At 43.6% G+C, this 19,063-nt stretch carries 23 protein-coding genes and 2 tRNA genes; 17 read left to right on the forward strand and 8 right to left on the reverse strand.

Translation table 11 applies throughout. The annotated features are described in order from the left end of the window. The first annotated feature begins 82 nt into the window (after positions 1–82). From ACP2WE_RS24185 to ACP2WE_RS24200, 4 genes are all read left to right on the forward strand, one after another. A tRNA-Arg gene (locus ACP2WE_RS24185) sits at positions 83–156 on the forward strand. 83 nt (positions 157–239) lie between these two features. Continuing rightward, positions 240–917, forward strand: coding sequence for an SDR family oxidoreductase (locus tag ACP2WE_RS24190; RefSeq protein ID WP_425218082.1), 678 nt, complete (start codon positions 240–242; stop codon positions 915–917). A gap of 50 nt (positions 918–967) precedes the next feature. Then, a tRNA-Val gene (locus ACP2WE_RS24195) sits at positions 968–1,041 on the forward strand. Positions 1,042–1,706: 665 nt separating this feature from the next. Further along, complete coding sequence (locus tag ACP2WE_RS24200; protein ID WP_425218083.1) at positions 1,707–1,952, forward strand: hypothetical protein; 246 nt, start codon at positions 1,707–1,709, stop codon at positions 1,950–1,952. Between the two features lie 69 nt (positions 1,953–2,021). Here the strand turns inward: ACP2WE_RS24200 and ACP2WE_RS24205 are convergent, their stop codons facing one another. From ACP2WE_RS24205 to ACP2WE_RS24230, 6 genes are all read right to left on the reverse strand, one after another. Next, on the reverse strand, positions 2,022–2,174 hold the full coding sequence (locus ACP2WE_RS24205; RefSeq protein ID WP_425218084.1) for a hypothetical protein: 153 nt from the start codon (positions 2,172–2,174) through the stop codon (positions 2,022–2,024). A 141-nt stretch (positions 2,175–2,315) separates the two neighbouring features. Then, positions 2,316–4,418, reverse strand: coding sequence for an ATP-binding protein (locus tag ACP2WE_RS24210; RefSeq protein ID WP_425218085.1), 2,103 nt, complete (start codon positions 4,416–4,418; stop codon positions 2,316–2,318). Continuing rightward, complete coding sequence (locus ACP2WE_RS24215) at positions 4,419–4,643, reverse strand: hypothetical protein (protein ID WP_425218086.1); 225 nt, start codon at positions 4,641–4,643, stop codon at positions 4,419–4,421. Positions 4,644–4,671: 28 nt separating this feature from the next. Beyond that, complete coding sequence (locus ACP2WE_RS24220) at positions 4,672–5,940, reverse strand: Pvc16 family protein (RefSeq protein ID WP_425218087.1); 1,269 nt, start codon at positions 5,938–5,940, stop codon at positions 4,672–4,674. A gap of 11 nt (positions 5,941–5,951) precedes the next feature. Next, positions 5,952–6,980 carry a spermidine synthase gene (locus tag ACP2WE_RS24225; protein ID WP_425218088.1) on the reverse strand — a complete coding sequence of 343 codons (1,029 nt, stop codon included), beginning with the start codon at positions 6,978–6,980 and terminating at the stop codon, positions 5,952–5,954. Between the two features lie 82 nt (positions 6,981–7,062). Next, positions 7,063–7,740, reverse strand: coding sequence for a response regulator (locus ACP2WE_RS24230; RefSeq protein WP_425218089.1), 678 nt, complete (start codon positions 7,738–7,740; stop codon positions 7,063–7,065). A gap of 401 nt (positions 7,741–8,141) precedes the next feature. Here ACP2WE_RS24230 and ACP2WE_RS24235 point away from each other — a divergent pair, with 401 nt between their 5' ends. The 7 genes from ACP2WE_RS24235 (at position 8,142) to ACP2WE_RS24265 (ending at position 12,749) form a co-directional block, all read left to right on the forward strand. Continuing rightward, complete coding sequence (locus tag ACP2WE_RS24235; RefSeq protein ID WP_425218090.1) at positions 8,142–9,851, forward strand: phage tail sheath family protein; 1,710 nt, start codon at positions 8,142–8,144, stop codon at positions 9,849–9,851. A 319-nt stretch (positions 9,852–10,170) separates the two neighbouring features. After that, positions 10,171–10,644 carry a phage tail protein gene (locus ACP2WE_RS24240; protein ID WP_425218091.1) on the forward strand — a complete coding sequence of 158 codons (474 nt, stop codon included), beginning with the start codon at positions 10,171–10,173 and terminating at the stop codon, positions 10,642–10,644. Positions 10,645–10,702: 58 nt separating this feature from the next. Continuing rightward, entirely contained in the window at positions 10,703–11,176 is a 474-nt protein-coding gene (locus ACP2WE_RS24245) for a phage tail protein (protein ID WP_425218092.1), read from the forward strand. A gap of 140 nt (positions 11,177–11,316) precedes the next feature. Next, positions 11,317–11,805 carry a phage tail protein gene (locus tag ACP2WE_RS24250; protein ID WP_425218093.1) on the forward strand — a complete coding sequence of 163 codons (489 nt, stop codon included), beginning with the start codon at positions 11,317–11,319 and terminating at the stop codon, positions 11,803–11,805. Between the two features lie 18 nt (positions 11,806–11,823). After that, entirely contained in the window at positions 11,824–12,150 is a 327-nt protein-coding gene (locus ACP2WE_RS24255; RefSeq protein ID WP_425218094.1) for a hypothetical protein, read from the forward strand. A gap of 138 nt (positions 12,151–12,288) precedes the next feature. After that, complete coding sequence (locus ACP2WE_RS24260; protein ID WP_425218095.1) at positions 12,289–12,612, forward strand: hypothetical protein; 324 nt, start codon at positions 12,289–12,291, stop codon at positions 12,610–12,612. A 14-nt stretch (positions 12,613–12,626) separates the two neighbouring features. Next, on the forward strand, positions 12,627–12,749 hold the full coding sequence (locus tag ACP2WE_RS24265; protein WP_425218104.1) for a DUF6760 family protein: 123 nt from the start codon (positions 12,627–12,629) through the stop codon (positions 12,747–12,749). Between the two features lie 44 nt (positions 12,750–12,793). Here ACP2WE_RS24265 and ACP2WE_RS24270 read toward each other — a convergent pair whose 3' ends face one another. After that, the gene (locus tag ACP2WE_RS24270; protein ID WP_425218096.1) at positions 12,794–13,003 is read right to left on the reverse strand and encodes a hypothetical protein; all 210 of its coding nucleotides are present in this window, start codon (positions 13,001–13,003) and stop codon (positions 12,794–12,796) included. A gap of 163 nt (positions 13,004–13,166) precedes the next feature. Here ACP2WE_RS24270 and ACP2WE_RS24275 point away from each other — a divergent pair, with 163 nt between their 5' ends. The 4 genes from ACP2WE_RS24275 to mazG all read left to right on the forward strand — a co-directional run bounded on the left by ACP2WE_RS24275 (position 13,167) and on the right by mazG (position 15,674). Continuing rightward, positions 13,167–13,712 (forward strand): LeuD/DmdB family oxidoreductase small subunit, encoded by a 546-nt coding sequence (locus ACP2WE_RS24275; protein WP_425218097.1) that lies wholly within the window; start codon positions 13,167–13,169, stop codon positions 13,710–13,712. A gap of 18 nt (positions 13,713–13,730) precedes the next feature. Then, positions 13,731–14,117: a 2Fe-2S iron-sulfur cluster-binding protein gene (locus ACP2WE_RS24280; protein WP_425218098.1), complete on the forward strand. Its 387-nt coding sequence runs from the start codon at positions 13,731–13,733 to the stop codon at positions 14,115–14,117. A gap of 126 nt (positions 14,118–14,243) precedes the next feature. Beyond that, complete coding sequence (locus tag ACP2WE_RS24285; RefSeq protein ID WP_425218099.1) at positions 14,244–14,837, forward strand: thermonuclease family protein; 594 nt, start codon at positions 14,244–14,246, stop codon at positions 14,835–14,837. A gap of 33 nt (positions 14,838–14,870) precedes the next feature. Continuing rightward, a complete protein-coding gene (gene mazG / locus ACP2WE_RS24290) occupies positions 14,871–15,674 on the forward strand; it encodes a nucleoside triphosphate pyrophosphohydrolase (RefSeq protein WP_425218100.1) in 804 nt (267 codons plus the stop codon). Between the two features lie 81 nt (positions 15,675–15,755). On the opposite strand, the gene ACP2WE_RS24295 is transcribed toward mazG, so the two are convergent. Further along, positions 15,756–16,724, reverse strand: coding sequence for an alpha/beta hydrolase (locus tag ACP2WE_RS24295; protein WP_425218101.1), 969 nt, complete (start codon positions 16,722–16,724; stop codon positions 15,756–15,758). Positions 16,725–17,328: 604 nt separating this feature from the next. On the opposite strand from ACP2WE_RS24295, the gene ACP2WE_RS24300 reads away from it, so the two are divergent. Next, on the forward strand, positions 17,329–18,081 hold the full coding sequence (locus ACP2WE_RS24300; protein ID WP_425218102.1) for an SAM-dependent methyltransferase: 753 nt from the start codon (positions 17,329–17,331) through the stop codon (positions 18,079–18,081). A gap of 227 nt (positions 18,082–18,308) precedes the next feature. Continuing rightward, a complete protein-coding gene (locus ACP2WE_RS24305) occupies positions 18,309–18,743 on the forward strand; it encodes a DUF3592 domain-containing protein (protein ID WP_425218103.1) in 435 nt (144 codons plus the stop codon). The last annotated feature ends 320 nt before the right edge of the window (positions 18,744–19,063 follow it).

Consider the following 19,063-nt stretch of genomic DNA (forward strand, 5'->3'; position numbering starts at 1 on the left):
TTTATTATCCCAAGCTTACGTTAAAGTAAGATAATTTTTGGGTTTTGCATCAAGATGTGTTATTCTTGCTAATGCAAGTTAAGGGCTTGTAGCTCAGTGGACTAGAGCACGTGGCTACGGACCACGGTGTCGGGGGTTCGAATCCCTCCTAGCCCGTTTTAATATAGTGAATCAATTTAGTTGATTTAACTAACAGTTAAAACAAATTCGTATCGGTGTTGTGATGTCTTTTGGACAACATGGTTGAGCGCATATTTTTAGCGGGTGCTAGTCGTGGTGTAGGCAGAGAAATTGCCAAGAACTTAACGACAAGTTCTCTATTTCAAAATTATGCGATTACGGCACTGTTGAGAGACATCACCTACCAAGTAGAGTTTGGGGCAGTGGGTATTTTCGTGGCGATCGCTGATGCCCTAAATTCAACAGATCTAGAGCAAATTATGCTGCGAGAGGCTCCCGATCTGGTAATTAGCACCATTGGTGGTTTGCCCAAAGATGGGGTAAGAGCTGACTTTTTAGGAAATAAAAATTTGATCGATGCTGCGGTCAAGGCAAAAGTTAAAAAGTTTATTTTGATTACTTCGATTGGGAGTGGCAATAGTGCGGAAGCACTTCCTCCACAAGCTTTACAGGCGCTTAGTAGCGTTCTCGTCGAGAAGGCACAGGCAGAAAATTATTTGATCGAGAGTGGGTTGACCTATACGATTATTCGTCCAGGAGGCTTAAAGTCTGAGCCACCGACAGGTAAAGGCATTCTCACAGAAAATCCTAAGATTTCGGGCACGATTCATCGTGCAGATGTTGCTGACCTCGTCTGTCAATGCTTGCGAAGCGATCGCTGTGATAATAAGATTCTCGCTGCGATCGATCGTGACAAGATCTATAACCCAATACCTTTTGAAGAATTTTTACTGTAGGTATCTTCTAAATTCACGGTCTATGGTATATTGATAATCCGATTGTTCGAGGACGCATAGCTCAGTTGGTTAGAGCACCACGTTGACATCGTGGGGGTCACTGGTTCGAGTCCAGTTGTGTCCATGCCTTAAAACCCTCTCAACGAGAGGGTTTTTGCTTTATCTGGGTATTGGCTTTCGATCTTGTTATTGTCAATAAGCACTACAAAATAAAGACGGAAGAGGGAAGGCGGAAGATCGAAATCGGAGGGTTTAATTTCGTTCTGCGAAACGCATTCTGATAGGAATCACAAAACATCCAAAAACCCGTAGGGGCAATCCCCCCGCGATCGCCCAGATCTCTATGCGATCGCCTAGGATTTTTCGCACGCCAGTCTCTGTATGGTTGCCAAAATCTCTACGGGGTAGGCACAGGGGTGCTACCCCTACACAAACAAATTCATTCTTTCTCTATTTCTTCGATCTTCATTCTTCAACCTTCGATCTTTCTGCCCCGTTTCAGTTCCCTTTCGGGGTGGGGCAGATGCAAGGGCTACCATTTTTGAGTCATACCTAGCAAAGCTTTTAGAGGGGTCAATCGACGCACCTCATTTAGTGTCAATAAGACTTGCTTATTGACAGGTTATCAAGGGTAACTGAGTTCCTGAAACCCTTTCTAGATAAGCTATCGACGCATGTCAACGCAAATATGCAGTTTTCAAGGATCGAGGGGGGAGTCGATGAGACGATACAATCCAAACTAAAGGCAATAGCTCAAAAAGTCAACTTAAAAAATGTAAACAATTGGTGGTGGTTTCAGCAAACTGCAAGCGATCGCCAAAGCCCTTGGCAACGCATCCGACGGTGTCGCGTAAACCCCTAACCAACTATATCAAAAAGCTCGCTGAGAGCTTGGTTCCCAAGCTCTCAGCGAGCGCCAATGTCGTCAAAGGAATATCCAAACTTCAGATCTGTTGGATTAGCTGCCATAAACGCAAACAGGGTGAGCTACGCCCACCCTCGCATCTTAGAAGGAAGTTAAAATTTATTCGTTAACTATACACAAGCAAGACATAGATAGAGGAGAATTTAGTTTGTGCCTCTTATCTAAACAGCAATTCGTTTCTATTTAGTTCCGTGAATGGTTTCACTGGGCGGATCGTCAGAAAAGGGTTGCACGCCAGTGGCAGGGTAGTTATCACGGTTTGGACTAAAGATATTCGCAGCACCATCGCTTAGGTATTGCATCATCCGCTTCAACATTTCCATTAGTTTCATATATTTAACCTCTTAGAAAGGAAGTGATTTAATGATTCTATTGTAGGGCTTCTCAAAGCCTGTTAAATCAAGGGATGGCGATACTTAACAATTATTAGAGTTACTTAATATCAAGGTGATGCATCGCAAATTTTAGATCGCTCACACCCAGCCCTTCACTTCAACATCGGTCATAGGCTTCTCAAGTTTGATGTATTCGATCTTGGCAGCCTGTAAGATATGCTTCATTTGCACGGGTTCGCTTGCATCCGCTGCAATAAATGCGGCATTTAAAGCAATGTTACGAATATTTCCACCTGCTACATTTAGTTTTGCTAACTTTTGGAAATCTAGTCCCTCCGTAGGAGTTTGTTTAGGAAAAACCCTTTGCCAAATTTCCAGTCGTTGTTTAGCATCGGGGAAGGGGAACTGCACGACAAACCGCAATCGTCTCAAGAAAGCCTGATCTAAAGAGCTTTTTAAGTTTGTAGTGAGAACTGCCAAGCCTCGGTAGGCTTCCATGCGTTGCAGCAGGTAGCTCACTTCAATATTGGCGTGGCGATCGTGGCTGTCTTTGACCTCCGATCGCTTCCCAAACAAGGCATCAGCTTCATCAAACAAAAGGATGACCCCACCACCCTCCGCAGCATCAAATAGGCGGCGAAGGTTCTTTTCTGTTTCACCAATGTATTTACTAATCACCGAACTCAGATCGATCCGATAAACATCTAGCTTGAGTTCCATTCCTAACACCTCTGCTGCCATTGTTTTGCCCGTTCCGCTTCCTCCTGCAAACATGGATGTAATCCCCAGACCTCTTTTCCCTCTTCCTGCAAATCCCCAATCCTCATAGACTTTCAGCCTTTGGCGAACGTGGGCGGCAATATCTTGTAAAACCATCCGTTCTTTTTCGGGAAGTATCAGATCGTCCCAGCCCGCAGCCGAGTCAATCCGCTGAGCTAGTTCATCTAAACGCGGGCGTGCTTGCGAACGGCATGCATCCCATAGAGATTTTTGAAATTTAGGCTGGTGGTTGCTCTTATCTACTTGCCCATGGGTATGCTCTAAATTTGCTTGCGCTACGATCTCTGTATTGACTCCCTTTGCTTTTAAGCAAATCGTTTGGATCGCAGGAGCGCTGAGACTAAAATAAGAAACGAGGGTTTCGATGTGAGTCTGTAAATGCTCTACCTCAACTATATTTGTGCCCGTCAGGGCATCTTGCCAGATGATATGCTGCTCATCACTGGTAGGTGGATGGACATCAAAGGTAACAATTGGGCGCTGGCGTTGCCGCCGTCGATCGCGACTGGTAATAATCACAGGACAGTCAATTACCTCGACGAGTCGGGCGATGGCGACATCTCGATGCGGATCGAGGTTTTCAACTTGATCGCAGTCTACCAGTAATGCCGTATCGTTAAGCGTGTACTCCCGTTCGCAAAGACATTTCAATAATTGGAACTGATTGAGATCGGAGGGAATCATTTCGGCGGAGAGTGCATGAACTTTGAGCCCAGTCTGTTGACTTGCCATGGCTGCGATCGCGCGCTTACTACTGACATCATCGCCACATAATTGCAGCACTGGTAAAACAGTTCCCGATGACAACTCTGCCCAAGTTGCAGACATTTGTTGCACGATTTGATGGTGAGAAGGAACTAATGAATGTAGAAACTGCAACGGTTCGACGATTCCTGCTAAGCGTTCGTCCAGATAATGCACGCCCGCTAAAAAATGAAGAATGCGTTCATCAATACGAAGTGGACTAGTCGTGAGCGCATTGCCAACACCGATGTCAATCAAACGCCAACGTCTTAGAGGAGCTTTCGGCGACAATGCTACCCAATCAGGTGTAGAGGAGATGGACAGCGCTAAGCCGAGGGTAGGATAGGTTCTTTGAGAGTCTCCCGATGCTTTGGCACAGAGGGTTGCCCATCCACTATCAAACTCCATGCCCACACATAAAAGCAGGACATCTCGGTCAAAGGGTGACAGGTCAAGCGCTTGACATAGGCGATCTAAGGCAAAAGGAGCGTGATTAAACTGGGCAGATGAGAGAGGCTGCTTTTGTGCACCATCGAGCGATGGGGTATAGATGTCTGACTGAAATTCGCTACCAATATGGGCAGTGCCATTACTATTGTCAGAAAATCTTTCGATACGTTGCTCTAAAATAGAACGTATCGATGCGAGAGCCGCTATTAAATAAGCATGATTGATGGCATGCCAATTATCATAAGTACTTACTGTAGATAAGACCATTTAGCCTGTAATTTCTTTAATCAAATTTTCCAGATATTTCTGAGCTTCCGCAGGAGTTAAAAGCACAAATTCCCCCTGTCGCAAAATTTCATATTTCCCAGATCGAAACCCATGTCCAGCAATTAGTCCTAACTCTTGCGCTTGATTGCCAAGGGTAGTTAGTTGATTGGTACTCATCATCTCAACTTCCAGATTGAGCTGTTTCTCGAGATTATCTTCACTCATAATATTTAGTAGGTTGTGATTCGTTTATCTATGAAATCGTGATTTTGGGGCTGTTGAACCATTCGAATGTTGGGCTATTCGGATCGGTATCTACGCCGATTTTGCTTTCAGCCCCATCAATGCGAATGCGAACAAGATATTCTCCTGGTTTGACCTGAGCGATCGGAATTGAAACACTATGGGTGTCAGCTACGAGTGGTTCGCGATCGAACATGTAAGAAACTGGATTGGAGATCGACCATTCATTGAGTGCTAGCACGACCCTCTGTTTTTTACCGATCGCAAGATCTACCAGTACATTAATCATAGCGGAACGCAGTTCGTCATGTTCTTCAACTTCTGTGACGGTTACTTTTGTAATGCTTGGGCAAAGCACAAACGGAGCAACATTTGACTCTACGCCACTGGTCAAGCGCGAACCTGCATCAGCAGATGTTAAGGCACGATGAATTACTTGTAAGCTTTGTACACCTGCGTATAACGAACCAATAGGAACAGAACTAAGCGGCAAAATAATCTCATGCTCTTTTACCTCTGTTGGAGTCACTCTCACATCTCCAATTCTCACCTCTGTAACAGAACCTCGTAAGTTCCTACCTTTGATCGAGAGCGTACTATCTGCCAAGATGGGATCGAGCTTTCCTGTTTGGGCATAAACCTGTTCCACTTTAGGCTGAGCGGGGAAAGGCGTGAGATTGCCTGAGTTGCGATCGCGTACTGGCAGAGCCCGCTTAAATCCTTCGTCTCCCTCAATAATCACAACCAATACCTTGTAGGCAATTGAAAGCACGTAGGGCGTTTGGTAAAACACCGACCAAGTTTTGGATAGGTCTTCAAGAGTTAGATTGATTGGGACGATATTAATCTGTTGAACGTAATCTTCTAAGTCTGAATCAACCAAATAGGGAAATGTTGGATCGTTACAGGTCTGCCGAATTAATTCGGGTGTGAGAATTCGGCGATCGTTCATCGTGCGTACTACGCTACCCAAGATCCTCTGAGGTTGCAGTTCCGCATCATTACCATAGCAACTCATCATATAGTAAAGATCCAGAGCGGCTTGACGATTGAGTGGCGTACCTTTAGAACGAAAGGGTGTCGAATCTGCATTCGCAAGGGAAGGATTGCTAACTACTTGGTAGAGAAAGATATTCACTCCTGTTTCTGGCAGACCACTAGCCATCGAGCTAGGAGCGGCAGTTGTGGCTCTAGCTCCCTCTACATCATTTTGCACTGCCTCCTGTAAGACCTTTTGCAGAGAAGCTGTCACCGTCGCGATCGCAAGATAATTGCTCATATATCTCTCAACTAAAGGGTCGGTTTACCGTGACAATCTTGATATAGGCTACCCGATCCGCAAGGACAGGGATGCTCAGGACTCACCTTAGCAAAAACAGTTTTAAAAGAAGGCAATTGCTCAAAGTAGTCTTGAGGGGGTGCTTCGTCTGTAAGAATTTGGGATTTCTCTAGATCGGGTAAATACTCGTGGATCCGATCGGGGGTTATTATCTGCTGAGCGCGATCGGCGAATGGGAAAGGAAATTGATGCTCTGAAGCAATTTGCGCGGCTTTCTCAATGATTTCTAAACTCGATCGCAAAGTTTGATTTGTGGCTAAAATCACTGTATTTCCCTTTTCTAAAGGACATAGATAAATGTGCTCAAAAGCGCTGTGAATCGTCTTGATTTTTTCGAGATAAAACGGATCTTTTTGAATTAGATTCACAACTACTATGCCGTCTTGACTCAGGCGATCTTGGCAAAGCTGATAAAACTCTCTTGTTGCCATGCGATAGGGGGCATAACCATTACCCAAAATTACATCCACAATAATTAGATCATAACGAACTGTGGAATCTTGCATTACCAGGTATTTGCGCCCATCTTGAATGGCAACTTGGAGCCTTGCATCAAGTTGAACGCCAAAAAATTCCTGTGCTACTTGCACAATGGTTGGATCGATCTCGGTACACTCGATCTTCAGATCTGGAAAATGGTGATGTAAAACCAAAGGAATTCTGCCACCGCCAAAACCAGCCATGTAAACCCGTTGGGGTTGAGGTTGCCATACGAGACTTAACAAAATAGCTTGGGCATAGAAAGCACTTAAATTGAGTGGTTGCTTAAGGTCAATCTCAGATTGCACCAGTTCCGAGCTTAGCTCTACTTGCCCAAATAAAGCCAGTTGAAGGATAGATTCCTCTTTATTGACCGCAACAAAATGAATACCAGAAGGCTCAAAGCAACAATATTGTTGTTCGAGTTCGCTGATTCCTTCTAATCTCTGCGCGATCGCATCCCGATTTTGTGCTTGCCAAGTCTTGAGATCTGTAACCATAAATCTAAATAATAACGACTTGATAAAACCCTTTGATTCTGATGGCTTCGGCTCTGTTACCAGTGGCTAGGCAGAGCCGAAGCTATGTCATCACTAATCCCAACTTCAGTGCCTTAATAATCGCCTGACTGCGACTATTGACACTTAACTTATTAAAAATAGCGGTCAGATGCGCTTTTACCGTTGCTACAGTCACAAATAGATAGCTAGAAATTTCTTCGTTTGATGCTCCTTGCACTAACCAATGTAAAACTTCATGTTCTCTTTCGGTTAAATGTACTTCTCGATCCGCTTGAAGCGATCGGCCCGCATAAAAATGGAACATCCGAAAGAAACTCGTGGCAGTTTCTGGGGCTAAGAAGATCTCATCATTCATGACAGTAGAGATTGCATCATAAAGTTGGCTACCCACCCGATCCTTGGCAATATAACCCTTTGCCCCAGCTTGCATAGCACGATACACCCACTCATCCTTACGATGTGCTGATAGGACTAATACCTTTCCTTTATAGCCTCGGTCTCTCAAACCAACCAAAACCTTAATTCCGTCAAATTCTGGCAAGCCTAAATTTAATAAAATTAGGGCAGGATTTTGTTCCATTGCTAACTTGATCGCTTGATCCACAGAAATCGCCTCACCTACGATTTGAAACTGTAGATAACAGTCATCATTATAGAAAGTAAGTAGTGTCTGTAACCCCCTACGAAACTGTAATTCATCCTCAACGAGTAAAACAGAAACTAATTGTGGTGTTGGCATATCATTGCTTTATGCTCCATCGATTACGACTGATTTTGTAGAATTAAGCCGTTACATGTAAGCAATTACAATTGTTTACATGTACTTACATCCAAAAATATGATTTCTAACTAGCGATTTTCTAGCCTAGAGGTATGCCCCGGATCCCCTGTAGTGTCTCCAAACCGACCTAGTAAATATCTAAGTACTTACCTGTAATCACCCTGCCTAAATCTCATAATTTCTAAAGAGTTTAGACTTAAGTCTAATAACCCTTAGTTTAACTGCTATCTAAGCTGTAATTCTATACACCCTAATTTTTTAGCTACATGACTCCAGCTATGTCACCTGTGATAGCTCAGCGTTACAAAGCAAAAAATTAGATGTCCCCTTACGAATTACTAAACAGAGGGAATTAGTTTATGGCATTAGATTATTTTGCCCCGGGCGTATATGTCGAAGAGGTAGATAAAGGTAGCCGACCGATTGAAGGCATTAGCATGAGCGTGGCTGGTTTTATCGGCTTCACTGAAGATGTGCGCGGTGATGCTGAGATGTTTAAACCGATGATGGTGACCAACTGGGACCAATATCGCGAGTACTACGCAAAACCAGGTTCAGACGGTTACACAGACTTTGATGCCTACCTACCCTTTGCGGTAAATGGCTGGTTTAACAATGGTGGGGGCAGATGTTGGGTAATTAGTATCGGTACAAAATTACCTGGTTCGCCTTTACCTCCAGCAGCAGAAACTGCACTTAAAATTGGTACCTCAAGCAATAAGCCTTCCTTGAGTTTCATCTTAAAAGAAGCAGAGGCATCTGACGGACAATTAGCTTTACCTGCAAGCGTAGAGCGGATTAAGGTTTCTATTCTTGAGAGCACGCCTAAACCTTTACCTGAAGATGCCCCTGAAGGCACTGACCCACCGATGAATACAGGGGAATTCTTTAGTGTTGTGATATCACAGGGAGGCGAACTCTTAGAACGCTACGATCACCTCAGTATGAACCCTCAGGTGGCTACGGAATTGGCAGACTATGTGGTGACAGCTTTAGAAGCTTCAGAATTTGTCACAGGTGCTGATATTTCTGTTAGCGGACAACCCCTTTCTCGTCGTCCTTCCAACGGTACCTTTGAAATCGCCCCACCCCCTTATATCTCTACACCTGTTAGGTTCTCTAGAGATTTGCAAGGACAACGGGACGATCGCACAGGCGTTCAAGGCATCTTTGAAATTGATGAAGTCTCTATGATTGCCTGCCCCGATCTGATGCGGGTCTATCAAGAGGGTCTTATGGACTTAGATCAAGTACACGGCATCATGGAAATGATGGTGTCTATGTGCGAAAACGCTTTCCCAGGTCCCGCTTTCCGCATGGCAGTGCTAGATGCACCCCCTGTTAAACCAGGTAAAGGACCTGAGCCAGTCACCCCCGATCGCCAAAAGCCCCAAGACGTTGCCCAATGGCTGAGCGCATTTAATCGCCGTTCTATGTTTGGCGCACTTTATTATCCTTGGATTAAAGTTGCCAACCCTCGTACAGGCGGCAAGCCCATCCTCGTTCCCCCTTGCGGCCACATGATGGGCATTTGGTGTCGCACCGACCAATCACGCGGCGTATTTAAAGCTCCTGCAAACGAAACCCCCAGAGGCGTTTTAGGTCTAGCTTACGAAACCAACATGCGCGAGCAAGAACTGCTCAACCCCTTAGGCATCAACTGTATTCGTAACTTTGCTAACTACAACCGTGGCTTTAAGGTTTGGGGTGCACGTACTTTGGTTGAGCCAGATAACATTCAATGGCGTTATATCAGTGTACGCCGACTGCTGAGTTACATTGAGAAGTCCATTGAAATTGGTACGCAATGGGTCGTGTTTGAGCCCAACGATATGGATCTATGGGAAAGAGTCAAGCGCACTGTTGGTAACTTCTTAGAAGGACTATGGCGGAATGGTGCCCTATTTGGTGGCGCTCCTGCTGAAGCTTTCTACGTCAAGTGCGATGCTTCGATCAACACCCATGAAACCATGATGATGGGACGTTTGTATGTTGAAATTGGTGTTTGCCCTGTAAGACCGGCAGAATTTGTGATCTTCCGCGTCAGCCAGTGGTCCCCTAACCAATAATCACAACTAGAGATTGGCTGTCTGGTAATGACTCAGTAAATTTTGGTACTCCCTTGATTATTCGGGCGCACCAGATAGCCGACTTTGCTTTAGCAATTAGACATGATAAATTATGTTTAGGGTTTGTGATGTCTAAATCCCTATATTGATAGGGTATTAATGCTGATACAGCTAGAAACAGATCGAGATACACGTAATGCTTGGTCTGAGTCTCTAATATTTCTTAAAAAATCTGATACCTAAGATAGCTAAGCATTGGTTGCGCTCTATCTTTGTTAATCGATAAAAACTAACTGTTTTACTACAAAGGAGTAGCGAAATGGCTGAACTCAAACCAGTTTCTACTAGTCGATTTTATGTGGAATTCGGTGGCTTAGAACAAAAAATGATCAAGAGTGTTACTGAAATTACTTTTACAGGAAACACGGCTGGTCACGAAAAGGCGCTTGCTTCAACAAAAGATGGAATGACCATGCGTCAGAGTACATCTGCAGGCTTTTTAGAAAACCCAAACTTTACGATTGAGGTTTATCTAAAAGAGGGCGACCTAGATTTTTACAACTGGATGAAGGCGGTAATGCTAACGCCTGATGGAGGAGATGGTAAGTGGTCTGAAAACCGCAAGTCTGGATCTATCGTTGCTTACGATTCAGGTAACAAAGAAGTTCTACGTTGGAACTTTGAGAAGTGCTGGCCAAAATCTTACAAAATGTCAGATCTGAATGCTGAGAGTAAAGACTTGGCGGTTGAAACCTTTGAAATTGTTGCTGAGTCAATGGTTCGTGCAAAATAGAAGTATCATAGGAACTTTTCTCGGTCTTTAGCTAGGTTAAATTTTTGGAAGTAAAGTTATGGCTAATGGTGAAATTCTCGCCTGTTCTAAGTTTTATGTGAAGATGGACGGATTAGAAGACCTGTATGTTAAGAGCATCAGCGGTATCGCCATCACTTTGGATACCACTGGAGATACAAAACCCTTTGGTGTATCCAAAGATGGGGTTACTCAAATGCAGGCAACGATTACTGGCTGTACTACTGGTACTGTCACGATTGTTTATGTCGGTACAACTGACGAGAAAAAACTTCAGCAATGGTATGCAGATTGTCACTCTGCTCCCATGCTTGGAGGCGGTACAGCATCAGCAGGAGCGCTGAAGAGTGGTTCCATTGTTCTTTACAACCAAGGGGGGCAAGAGGCTGCTACTTGGACGTTTACAGGGGCTATGTGCAAGAGTTACAAAACCTCAAAGTTTGCCCCTGATAGCACCGAATTGTTTACAGAAACAGTCGAAGTTGGCTTTCATAGTCTGCTTCGCACAAAATAATTAAGATCGTACATCCTGCCTCTACTTAAAGCCAAGAGGCAGGATGTACGGTTGTACTACCTTGTTTACTGCGATCGCAGATGAAATACTGTATTAATGTATCTATTCATTGATAAAAGTGCTTTAGCTTTTATTCAAATATGGCTCAGCAACTTGAAATATTAACTACGGCACGTTTCTACCTTGAAATTACACTTCAGGGAAGTAATGAAACGATCGACGGCTACTTTATGGAATGTAGTGGGTTTGAACGCAGCCAAGATGCGATCGAAATTGCTGAAGTCACACCACAGGTATGGGGCAAGACTGGCAATACTAAAGGACGTGTAGTTCGCACAAAAATCGCTGGTAATAGTAAAAGCAGTAATATCACCCTTAAGCAGGGAATAACCATATCCACGACTCTCTGGGATTGGTTTACTAAAGTAGAAACAGGACATTGGGCTGAGCAGCTACGAGATGGTGATATCACTGTTTACGATCAATCTGCTACTGAGAAAGTTAGATTTAGGTTTAATGGTGCTTGGCCAGTACGCTATAAGCTTGCAAGTAGTTTTAAAGCAGATTCTAGTGAATTTTCCGTCGCTGAGCTTGAATTGAGTGTCAATGAGTTTATTCGGGTTAAATAAGTTAGGTAGTTACAACCCATGATTCAAACTGAGTTTGAATTTACCTTACCCAAAGGCTATCTTGATGAGCAGGGGAATGTTCATCGCAAGGGAATTATGCGCTTATCAAGGGCAATGGATGAAATAGTGCCAATGCGCGATCCAAGAGTAAAGGGCAACCCTGCCTATGCCACTGTGATTATCTTGACAAGGGTAATTACAAAATTAGGGGCGTTGGATGAGATTACCCCTACAGTGATTGAGGGATTATTTGCCTCTGATTTAAATTATTTACAAAAGTTTTATCGCAAAATTAACGATCTAGAAGATGAAGGTGTTTCTACAAGCACAGATCTAGGCGCTTAATTCTTTATACTCTATTTCTTGTTTTGATTTGGAACTTAGAACTTTGCCACCATGCGCTAAGGCGATCGCCTAACACATCCTCCAAAAGGCAGTCCCCGATCTGCCAAAGGATTCTTACGAGTAAAACTGCGTTTGTAAATGAAAATGCCTCACCAAGAAGTTAAATTTACGCTTCCTAAAGGTTTGTTAGATCTCCAGGGAAATTTGCATCGTCAAGGAAGTATGCGGCTGGCGATTGGAAAAGACGAACTTGTGTTACAGAGCGATCGCCGCGTGATTGCCGAGCCTGCCTATGGTGTGTTTGTGATGCTGTCCCAAGTGATTACACGGCTTGGCGAACTGACTCAAGTCACGCCCGAACTTTTAGAGGAAACCTTTTTGATTGACTTTCTCTACCTAAAGCAATTATTCGGAAACCTACACCCACAAAGTATAGGAGTTTCTCCCCTGGGGGAATTGTAGGCTACCCCTCAGACCTGTTTTACGAGGAGGTAGCCTTTATCGCGTTTCATTTTCACTGGGCTCTGGAGGATATTCTCACCCTAACGCACAGCGATCGCAGGCGGTGGGTTGAGGAAATCAGCAAACTAATTGCTTAGTGTGATTCCTTGCCTCTAGAACGTTCCTGTTAGAAGGGACTAAACTAAAAGTCTTGTCTCAATAGTTCATTTTTCAGTTCTTGCAAATGCTTTTTCGCTTTTAGGATGGGATCGCCATCGGCAATTTCAAGCACGTAAAACTGTCGGCGATCGGCAGTTTCTCCCAGATGTACCAAAGCTCTACCATCAGCTCGTTTGCATAGAGACAAAATATCTAGCACTTTTTCAATTTGTTCGGATTCTTTTAAACTCATAAAGCCTCGAAAATTCTATTGCTATATCTTCGCTTATCCACCATAAAATTGTCAGGATTTACAGTGCAAATATTCTGTATATTTCTGGATATTATTTGTGTTTGACTGGCTTGAACAAGTTATAAATAGAGTAAGGATGTCATAAAACCAGAATAACTACGCTATGAGCAAAATTGTCCAAGGTAAAGTTTTTGTTGTTGACGACAACATCGATACAGATCAGATCATTCCTGCCGAATATTTAACCCTAGTTCCTTCTAAGCCTGATGAGTACGAGAAGCTAGGAAGCTATGCCATGATTGGACTGCCCGATCGCTATGGCAAATTTATTGTAGAAGGGGAAATCAAAACCGAATTTCCAATCTTGATTGGTGGTGAAAATTTTGGTTGTGGTTCATCGCGCGAACATGCTCCGATCGCTCTTGGTGCAGCAGGTGTAAAAGTTGTGGTGGCGCAGTCCTATGCTCGCATCTTTTTTCGCAACTGTACGGCTACTGGTGAGTTATATCCTTGGGAATCAGGCAACAAGTTGCACGATCGCTTTCAAACTGGACAGGTTGCCACCCTAGATTTTGACAATAATCGCATTACCAACGACACCACGGGTGAAACCTTTGAGCTCAAACCCTTGGGCGAAGTCGCACCAGTTATTGACGCGGGAGGCATCTTTGCCTATGCACGCGAAACGGGCATGATCCCCCAAAGATAAATAATCAAGTTAAGCAAAATGATTAAGCAGAAAGTTCGACATACGGTATCTATTCTCGATCGCCTCACAGGGAAGCGTTATGAGGCAGAGATAAGCAGCGATCGCTATATTCTTGAAGCCCTAGAAGAGCAGGGCGTTGATTTACCCTTTGCTTGCCGCAATGGGGCTTGTACGGCTTGTGCCATGCGCGTGATCTCTGGACAACTCGATCAGTCAGAAGCCATGGGGTTGTCACAAGCACTCAAGCAAGAAGGCTATGCCCTAATTTGCTCCAGCTATGCTTCTTCCGATTTAGAGCTAGAAACTCAAGATGAGGATGAAGTGTATCAGATTCAGTTTGGTCAATACTTTCCTAAACAAAGGAAGCGGTGGTTTTCTTTTGCATTGCCTCTAGATCACGACTAGGGGTTTTCGGTTCCAGATTTGAATAGGTGAGGGGTTGTTTTATTTGATTTTCAATCCCAAAATATTCTTGACAGATCGCTAGTGGTAAGTTATTTGGATCGTAAGCCCTTGGATAGATTCTCAAATATGAAAAGCAAGGCTGAATTAAAGCGCAACGATCTAAAACCTACAGGGCTAAAACGATATCGCTCAACGGTTGTTTTATGGTTGGGACTGCTGATCTTGCTTGTGGTCATCAATATTAGCCTTAATTTTGCCAAGAAGCCTGAAGTCCATCGGGGTGAAACTTGGACAGTTAACCGTGTTGTCAGCGGTCAAGGTATTGAAGGCGCACCCAGTGATGATTTGACGGCAGTTTTGAAACGGGTGCGTTTGATTGGGATTAGCGCCCCACTCAAAGAACAAAGTCCTTGGGGCGATCGCGCTCGTCAACGCTTAGAAGAATTGGTGAAAGAGCAGAAAGTCTTGCTAGAGTTTGATGTCATTACAAAAGATAACTCCGAACGCGTGCTAGCTTATTTATGGAAAGGCGATCGCTTGATTAATGCCCAACTTGTGGAGGAAGGACTTGTGATAGCTGATTCAGTTTCTCCTAATGTGAAATATGAGGCTGACCTAAGTCGCGCTCAAGCAAAGGCAAGATTGCTAGAAGTCGGTATCTGGGATCCCCAAAACCCGCTCCGTATTAGTCCAAAAGAGTTTCGTCGTCAAATAAATTAGAGAATTCCCCCACGACCTATCTAGTGAGAGGTTATGACCGATAAAAATTTGGAAGCTGTGCAACATCTGATTGAAGTAATTGCGAAGTTGCGATCGCCTGATGGTGGCTGTCCTTGGGACTTAGAACAAACTGCAGAGACCCTAATTCCCTATATTATCGAGGAGGCTTACGAAGTCACCGAGGCGATTCGGAGTGGCGATCGCAGTGCGATCGCAGAGGAATTGGGCGATCTCCTGATGCAGGTAGTTTTGCAATCGCAAATTGCCAGCGAAACCAATCAATTTAGCCTTGCAGAAGTAGCCGAGGGAATTGCCCAGAAGCTGATTCGTCGGCATCCCCATGTATTTGCGGATGTCAAGGTCGATAGCATGGAACAGATTCATCAAAACTGGGAACAGATCAAAGCCCAAGAGAAGGGTGAAGATCCCAATAAAACGCCCAAGCTCAGTGATAAGTTACGTCGCTACAGCCGTAGCTTACCCGCTTTAAGTGCTGGGATGAAGATCTCGCAAAAAGCAGCCCAGGCTGGGTTTGAATGGGAGAATGTGGAAGGTGTTTGGGCGAAGTTTGATGAGGAACTTGCCGAGTTTCAACAAGCCCTTAAGCACGAAAGTAAGGACAATCAAGAGTCGGAATTGGGAGACTTGCTTTTTACCCTGATCAATGTGGCTAGGTGGCATGGGCTCGATCCTGATGCGGCACTGCGATCGACCAACCGTAAATTTATCCAACGTCTGGCAATTATGGAATCTCTTGCTGAAGAGTCATTGGAAAATTACGCGATCGAGCAGTTGGAAGTTCTCTGGCAGCAGGCAAAAAAAGCGTTAAGTGATTAGAGATTTTCAGTTAAGCGACTTTACCCTCTTTATACCCTTCAAAAAATATATTTATACCCATCATTCATAATTGACAGGCTGCTAGGTTTTGACCTTTTGAGCGAAGTTTTGTACGGATTGGAGATAAATTGAACCGCCCACAACTGCATTTGTATTATGTTTTCCATTTGGAATCAACAGCAGTTGCTTCCTTGTCAAAGTAGCATCAAAGAGTTGTTGACTCATATGAGCTGGAATGAGTTCATCATCTGTACCATGAATGTAGAGAACGGGCATTTTGAGAGAAGCAACTTTGTGAATGGAATCAAACTTTTGATTGAGGAGTAGATCGACTGGAAAAATAGAGAACTTAGGATCCCGATATACCATATCGCGCATTGAGGTAAAGGAACTCTCGATAATTAATCCTGCAGCATCGGGATGTTTGCTAGCTAGGTCGATCGCGATCGCACCTCCAAGTGAATGTCCGTAAATCACAATCTGTTTAGGGTTAACTTGTTGCTGTTGGGTGAGGTAATTCCATGCGGTCTGAGCATCTACATACACACCAGACTCTGAGGGAAAGCCTCCGTCACTGAGTCCATAACCGCGATAATCAATTAGTAATACAGAGAAACCTAATTTATGCAGGCGATTGGCCTGTGCTAAGTTTGCTTGCATGTTTTTGCCATTGCCATGCAGATAAAGCAAAACTTGAGCGTCTTTATTGGCAGAAGGAATCCACCATCCATGAATTTTTTCGATGCTACCATTTTCTAGGTTTACTGGTAGATAGACATCCTGATATGCGAGCTTATAGGCTTCGGTTGGTGTAGTAGTGACTGTATGGGTTGGTTTAAAGATAAATCGAGTTTGCCCAAACCACAAACCTACACAGGCAAAACTATAAATGCTGACTGATGTTAGCCCAAGAGCGGTCAGAACTTTTGGCACTGACTTTCTTGGCACTAATTTTTTGGAATTGGAGCTATTTTCAATCGCTCCATCTGATTCGTCGATCGCATTCATCCATTTATCCTTTTGCTTAGTCTTTATATGTTGAAGGTACATAATAATGAATCTACATGAATCGCACCCAAGTATAGTATTTTGTGAGTCTCGCGTTCTGTATATAAGACTTACAGCGATACCAATAAGTCTTATATGAGATATGATTGATAGATGCTTTGACTGTGATTCTAAAGCTCAGATCGTACTTTGCAAATCTGCAAATACTACGATCTTACTTCTATCCTGCATTCAGCAGGTATTTCTTGAGAATCAGCATTTATTGAAAAAAATGATGATTGAAAAAATATGATGAATGAGGCATTTTTGAGTCTCATTATGAGATCGGCTAATTGATAACTCAATTTTAATAAAAATTCCACTATTGAGAATGTACTCAATGTACAAGACAGACACAAATCTAAATAAAATCCAAGATTTTCTGTATAACACACCAATCTGGGTGGCTATGCAGAAAGGTTCTGTATAACACCCCCAAATTGGGATCTTAGACAGAAAGTTTCCGCTTTTGATCCCATATAGGGCGTTTATACAGAAAGTTGACTTTCCGTCTAAACGCCTTATAGTCAGATTAGGCAGAAAGTTTCTGTCTAATACATAGTTAGACGGCAAAAGCCTCTTGGTATTAGAGCTACCAAAAATCCATATGAGTACAGACACTCAAACTGAGTACGTTGCCGCTTTGACTGATTTACACCGTGGACTTGACCGTAAAGGTCCAGGTGACTCTGACTTCTCGCGCAATATTTTGTGCAATCTTTCTACTTTGCCGCTCAAGCCGCGAATTGCTGATCTAGGATGTGGAAGCGGTGCTAGTGCATTGCTGCTTGCACAACACTACCAAAGCACTGTCATGGCAGTAGATTCCTCGTCGGTTTTTATCGACGAACTCAAAGTTCGCGCAAAACAGCTTGGTCTTGAGCATTTAATCACTCCAATTCAGGGTGACATGGCTAAGCTCGATTGGTCAGTGGGTTCGGTTGACCTGCTTTGGTCTGAGGGGGCTGCTTATAATCTTGGATTTGAGCAGGCTCTTAAAATCTGGCAACCGCTTCTTGCCAACAGCGGCATTGCCGTCATATCAGAGATGAGTTGGTTTACTGATAATGTGCCAGAGCCTGCGATCGCGTATTGGCAAAACGCCTATCCTATGATGGGTAGCGAGGCTGAGAATATCGATCGGGCTAATCGGTCTGGCTTTAGCGTACTTTCTACGCATCGGCTGCCGAGTCAGGCTTGGTGGGTCAATTATTATGAACCACTCCGTGAGCGGATGCAACAGATGGAAATTACCCCAAATACTGAATTAGTTATTTATGAAACTGAAGAAGAAATGAGACTGTTTGAAAAATTCAACGACTTCTATGGTTATACGTTCTATATTCTGCAAGCAACTTAGAAAAAAGCCGTCTAACAATTCAAATGCAGGCGGACGGTTGAAAGCCGCTGGTGCTGAGTTCGAGTTTGTCTGCCGCCGCTGATTTTAGTCGTTATGCTGTAAACGACTAAAAAATGTACTTTTAATTTCGCAGTCAAACCATAATTAGTCAAGCTTGTGACAACCCAGAAAGTTTAATCCTCAACCGTGCTTAGTATATTACAATCATCCCGAATTATCTGACATCTATGCAACTCAGTCCTCAAATCGCTGGTCTCATCTGCATTGTCATTGGACTAGGTTTTGGTCTCTACCTACTCTGGACATTGAGGCATCAGCATTTGTCAAAGCGTTGGTCTACGACAACGGGAGAGGTTTTGGAAAGCAACCTTAAAGAAGACTCTGATGGTTGGTATCCTCATGTTCGCTATGAGTATACTGTGGAAAGAAAGCGCTATGTGAGCGAGCGACTCTACTTTTACTCAGTTAACGGAAATACTAAACGAGATGCTAATATGCATCTTTCTCCCTATGCTGTTGGCAAGAATGTAACTATCTACTACGATCCAGTGAAACCAGAAGAGGCTGTACTCAACAGACATGTGCCTTTGTGGCGACATTTCTTCTGGCTTTTTTTTGCGTCGTTTTTGGTAGTAGTCGGAGCGACGATGTTGCTTAGCTGAATATCCTGAATCCAAAAATCCTCTGTTTAGATAATTTTTGGGATATTTAAGCTTGCTGCTTAACCCTTCCATTGAGACCGAAACACCCTTTAAAGCTATTTGTTTATTGCCACAATCGCTCAAAAATGATTTACTTCGTTGATGGGTTCCGAGAAGTTATTGCGATCGCAAAGTTTAGGAATGAATAAGCGATCGGGGCATAACATAGTCCCTGAGGTGGACGGAAGTCAACAAGGAAAATAAACCTCTTTTTTTGAACATATATCAAGAACTAATTTAGGCAGTACCAATCCATCCAATATCGAGAATTCCATTTCTTC

Source organism: Tumidithrix helvetica PCC 7403, assembly GCF_965232925.1.
Lineage (GTDB): Bacteria > Cyanobacteriota > Cyanobacteriia > Pseudanabaenales > Pseudanabaenaceae > Tumidithrix > Tumidithrix helvetica.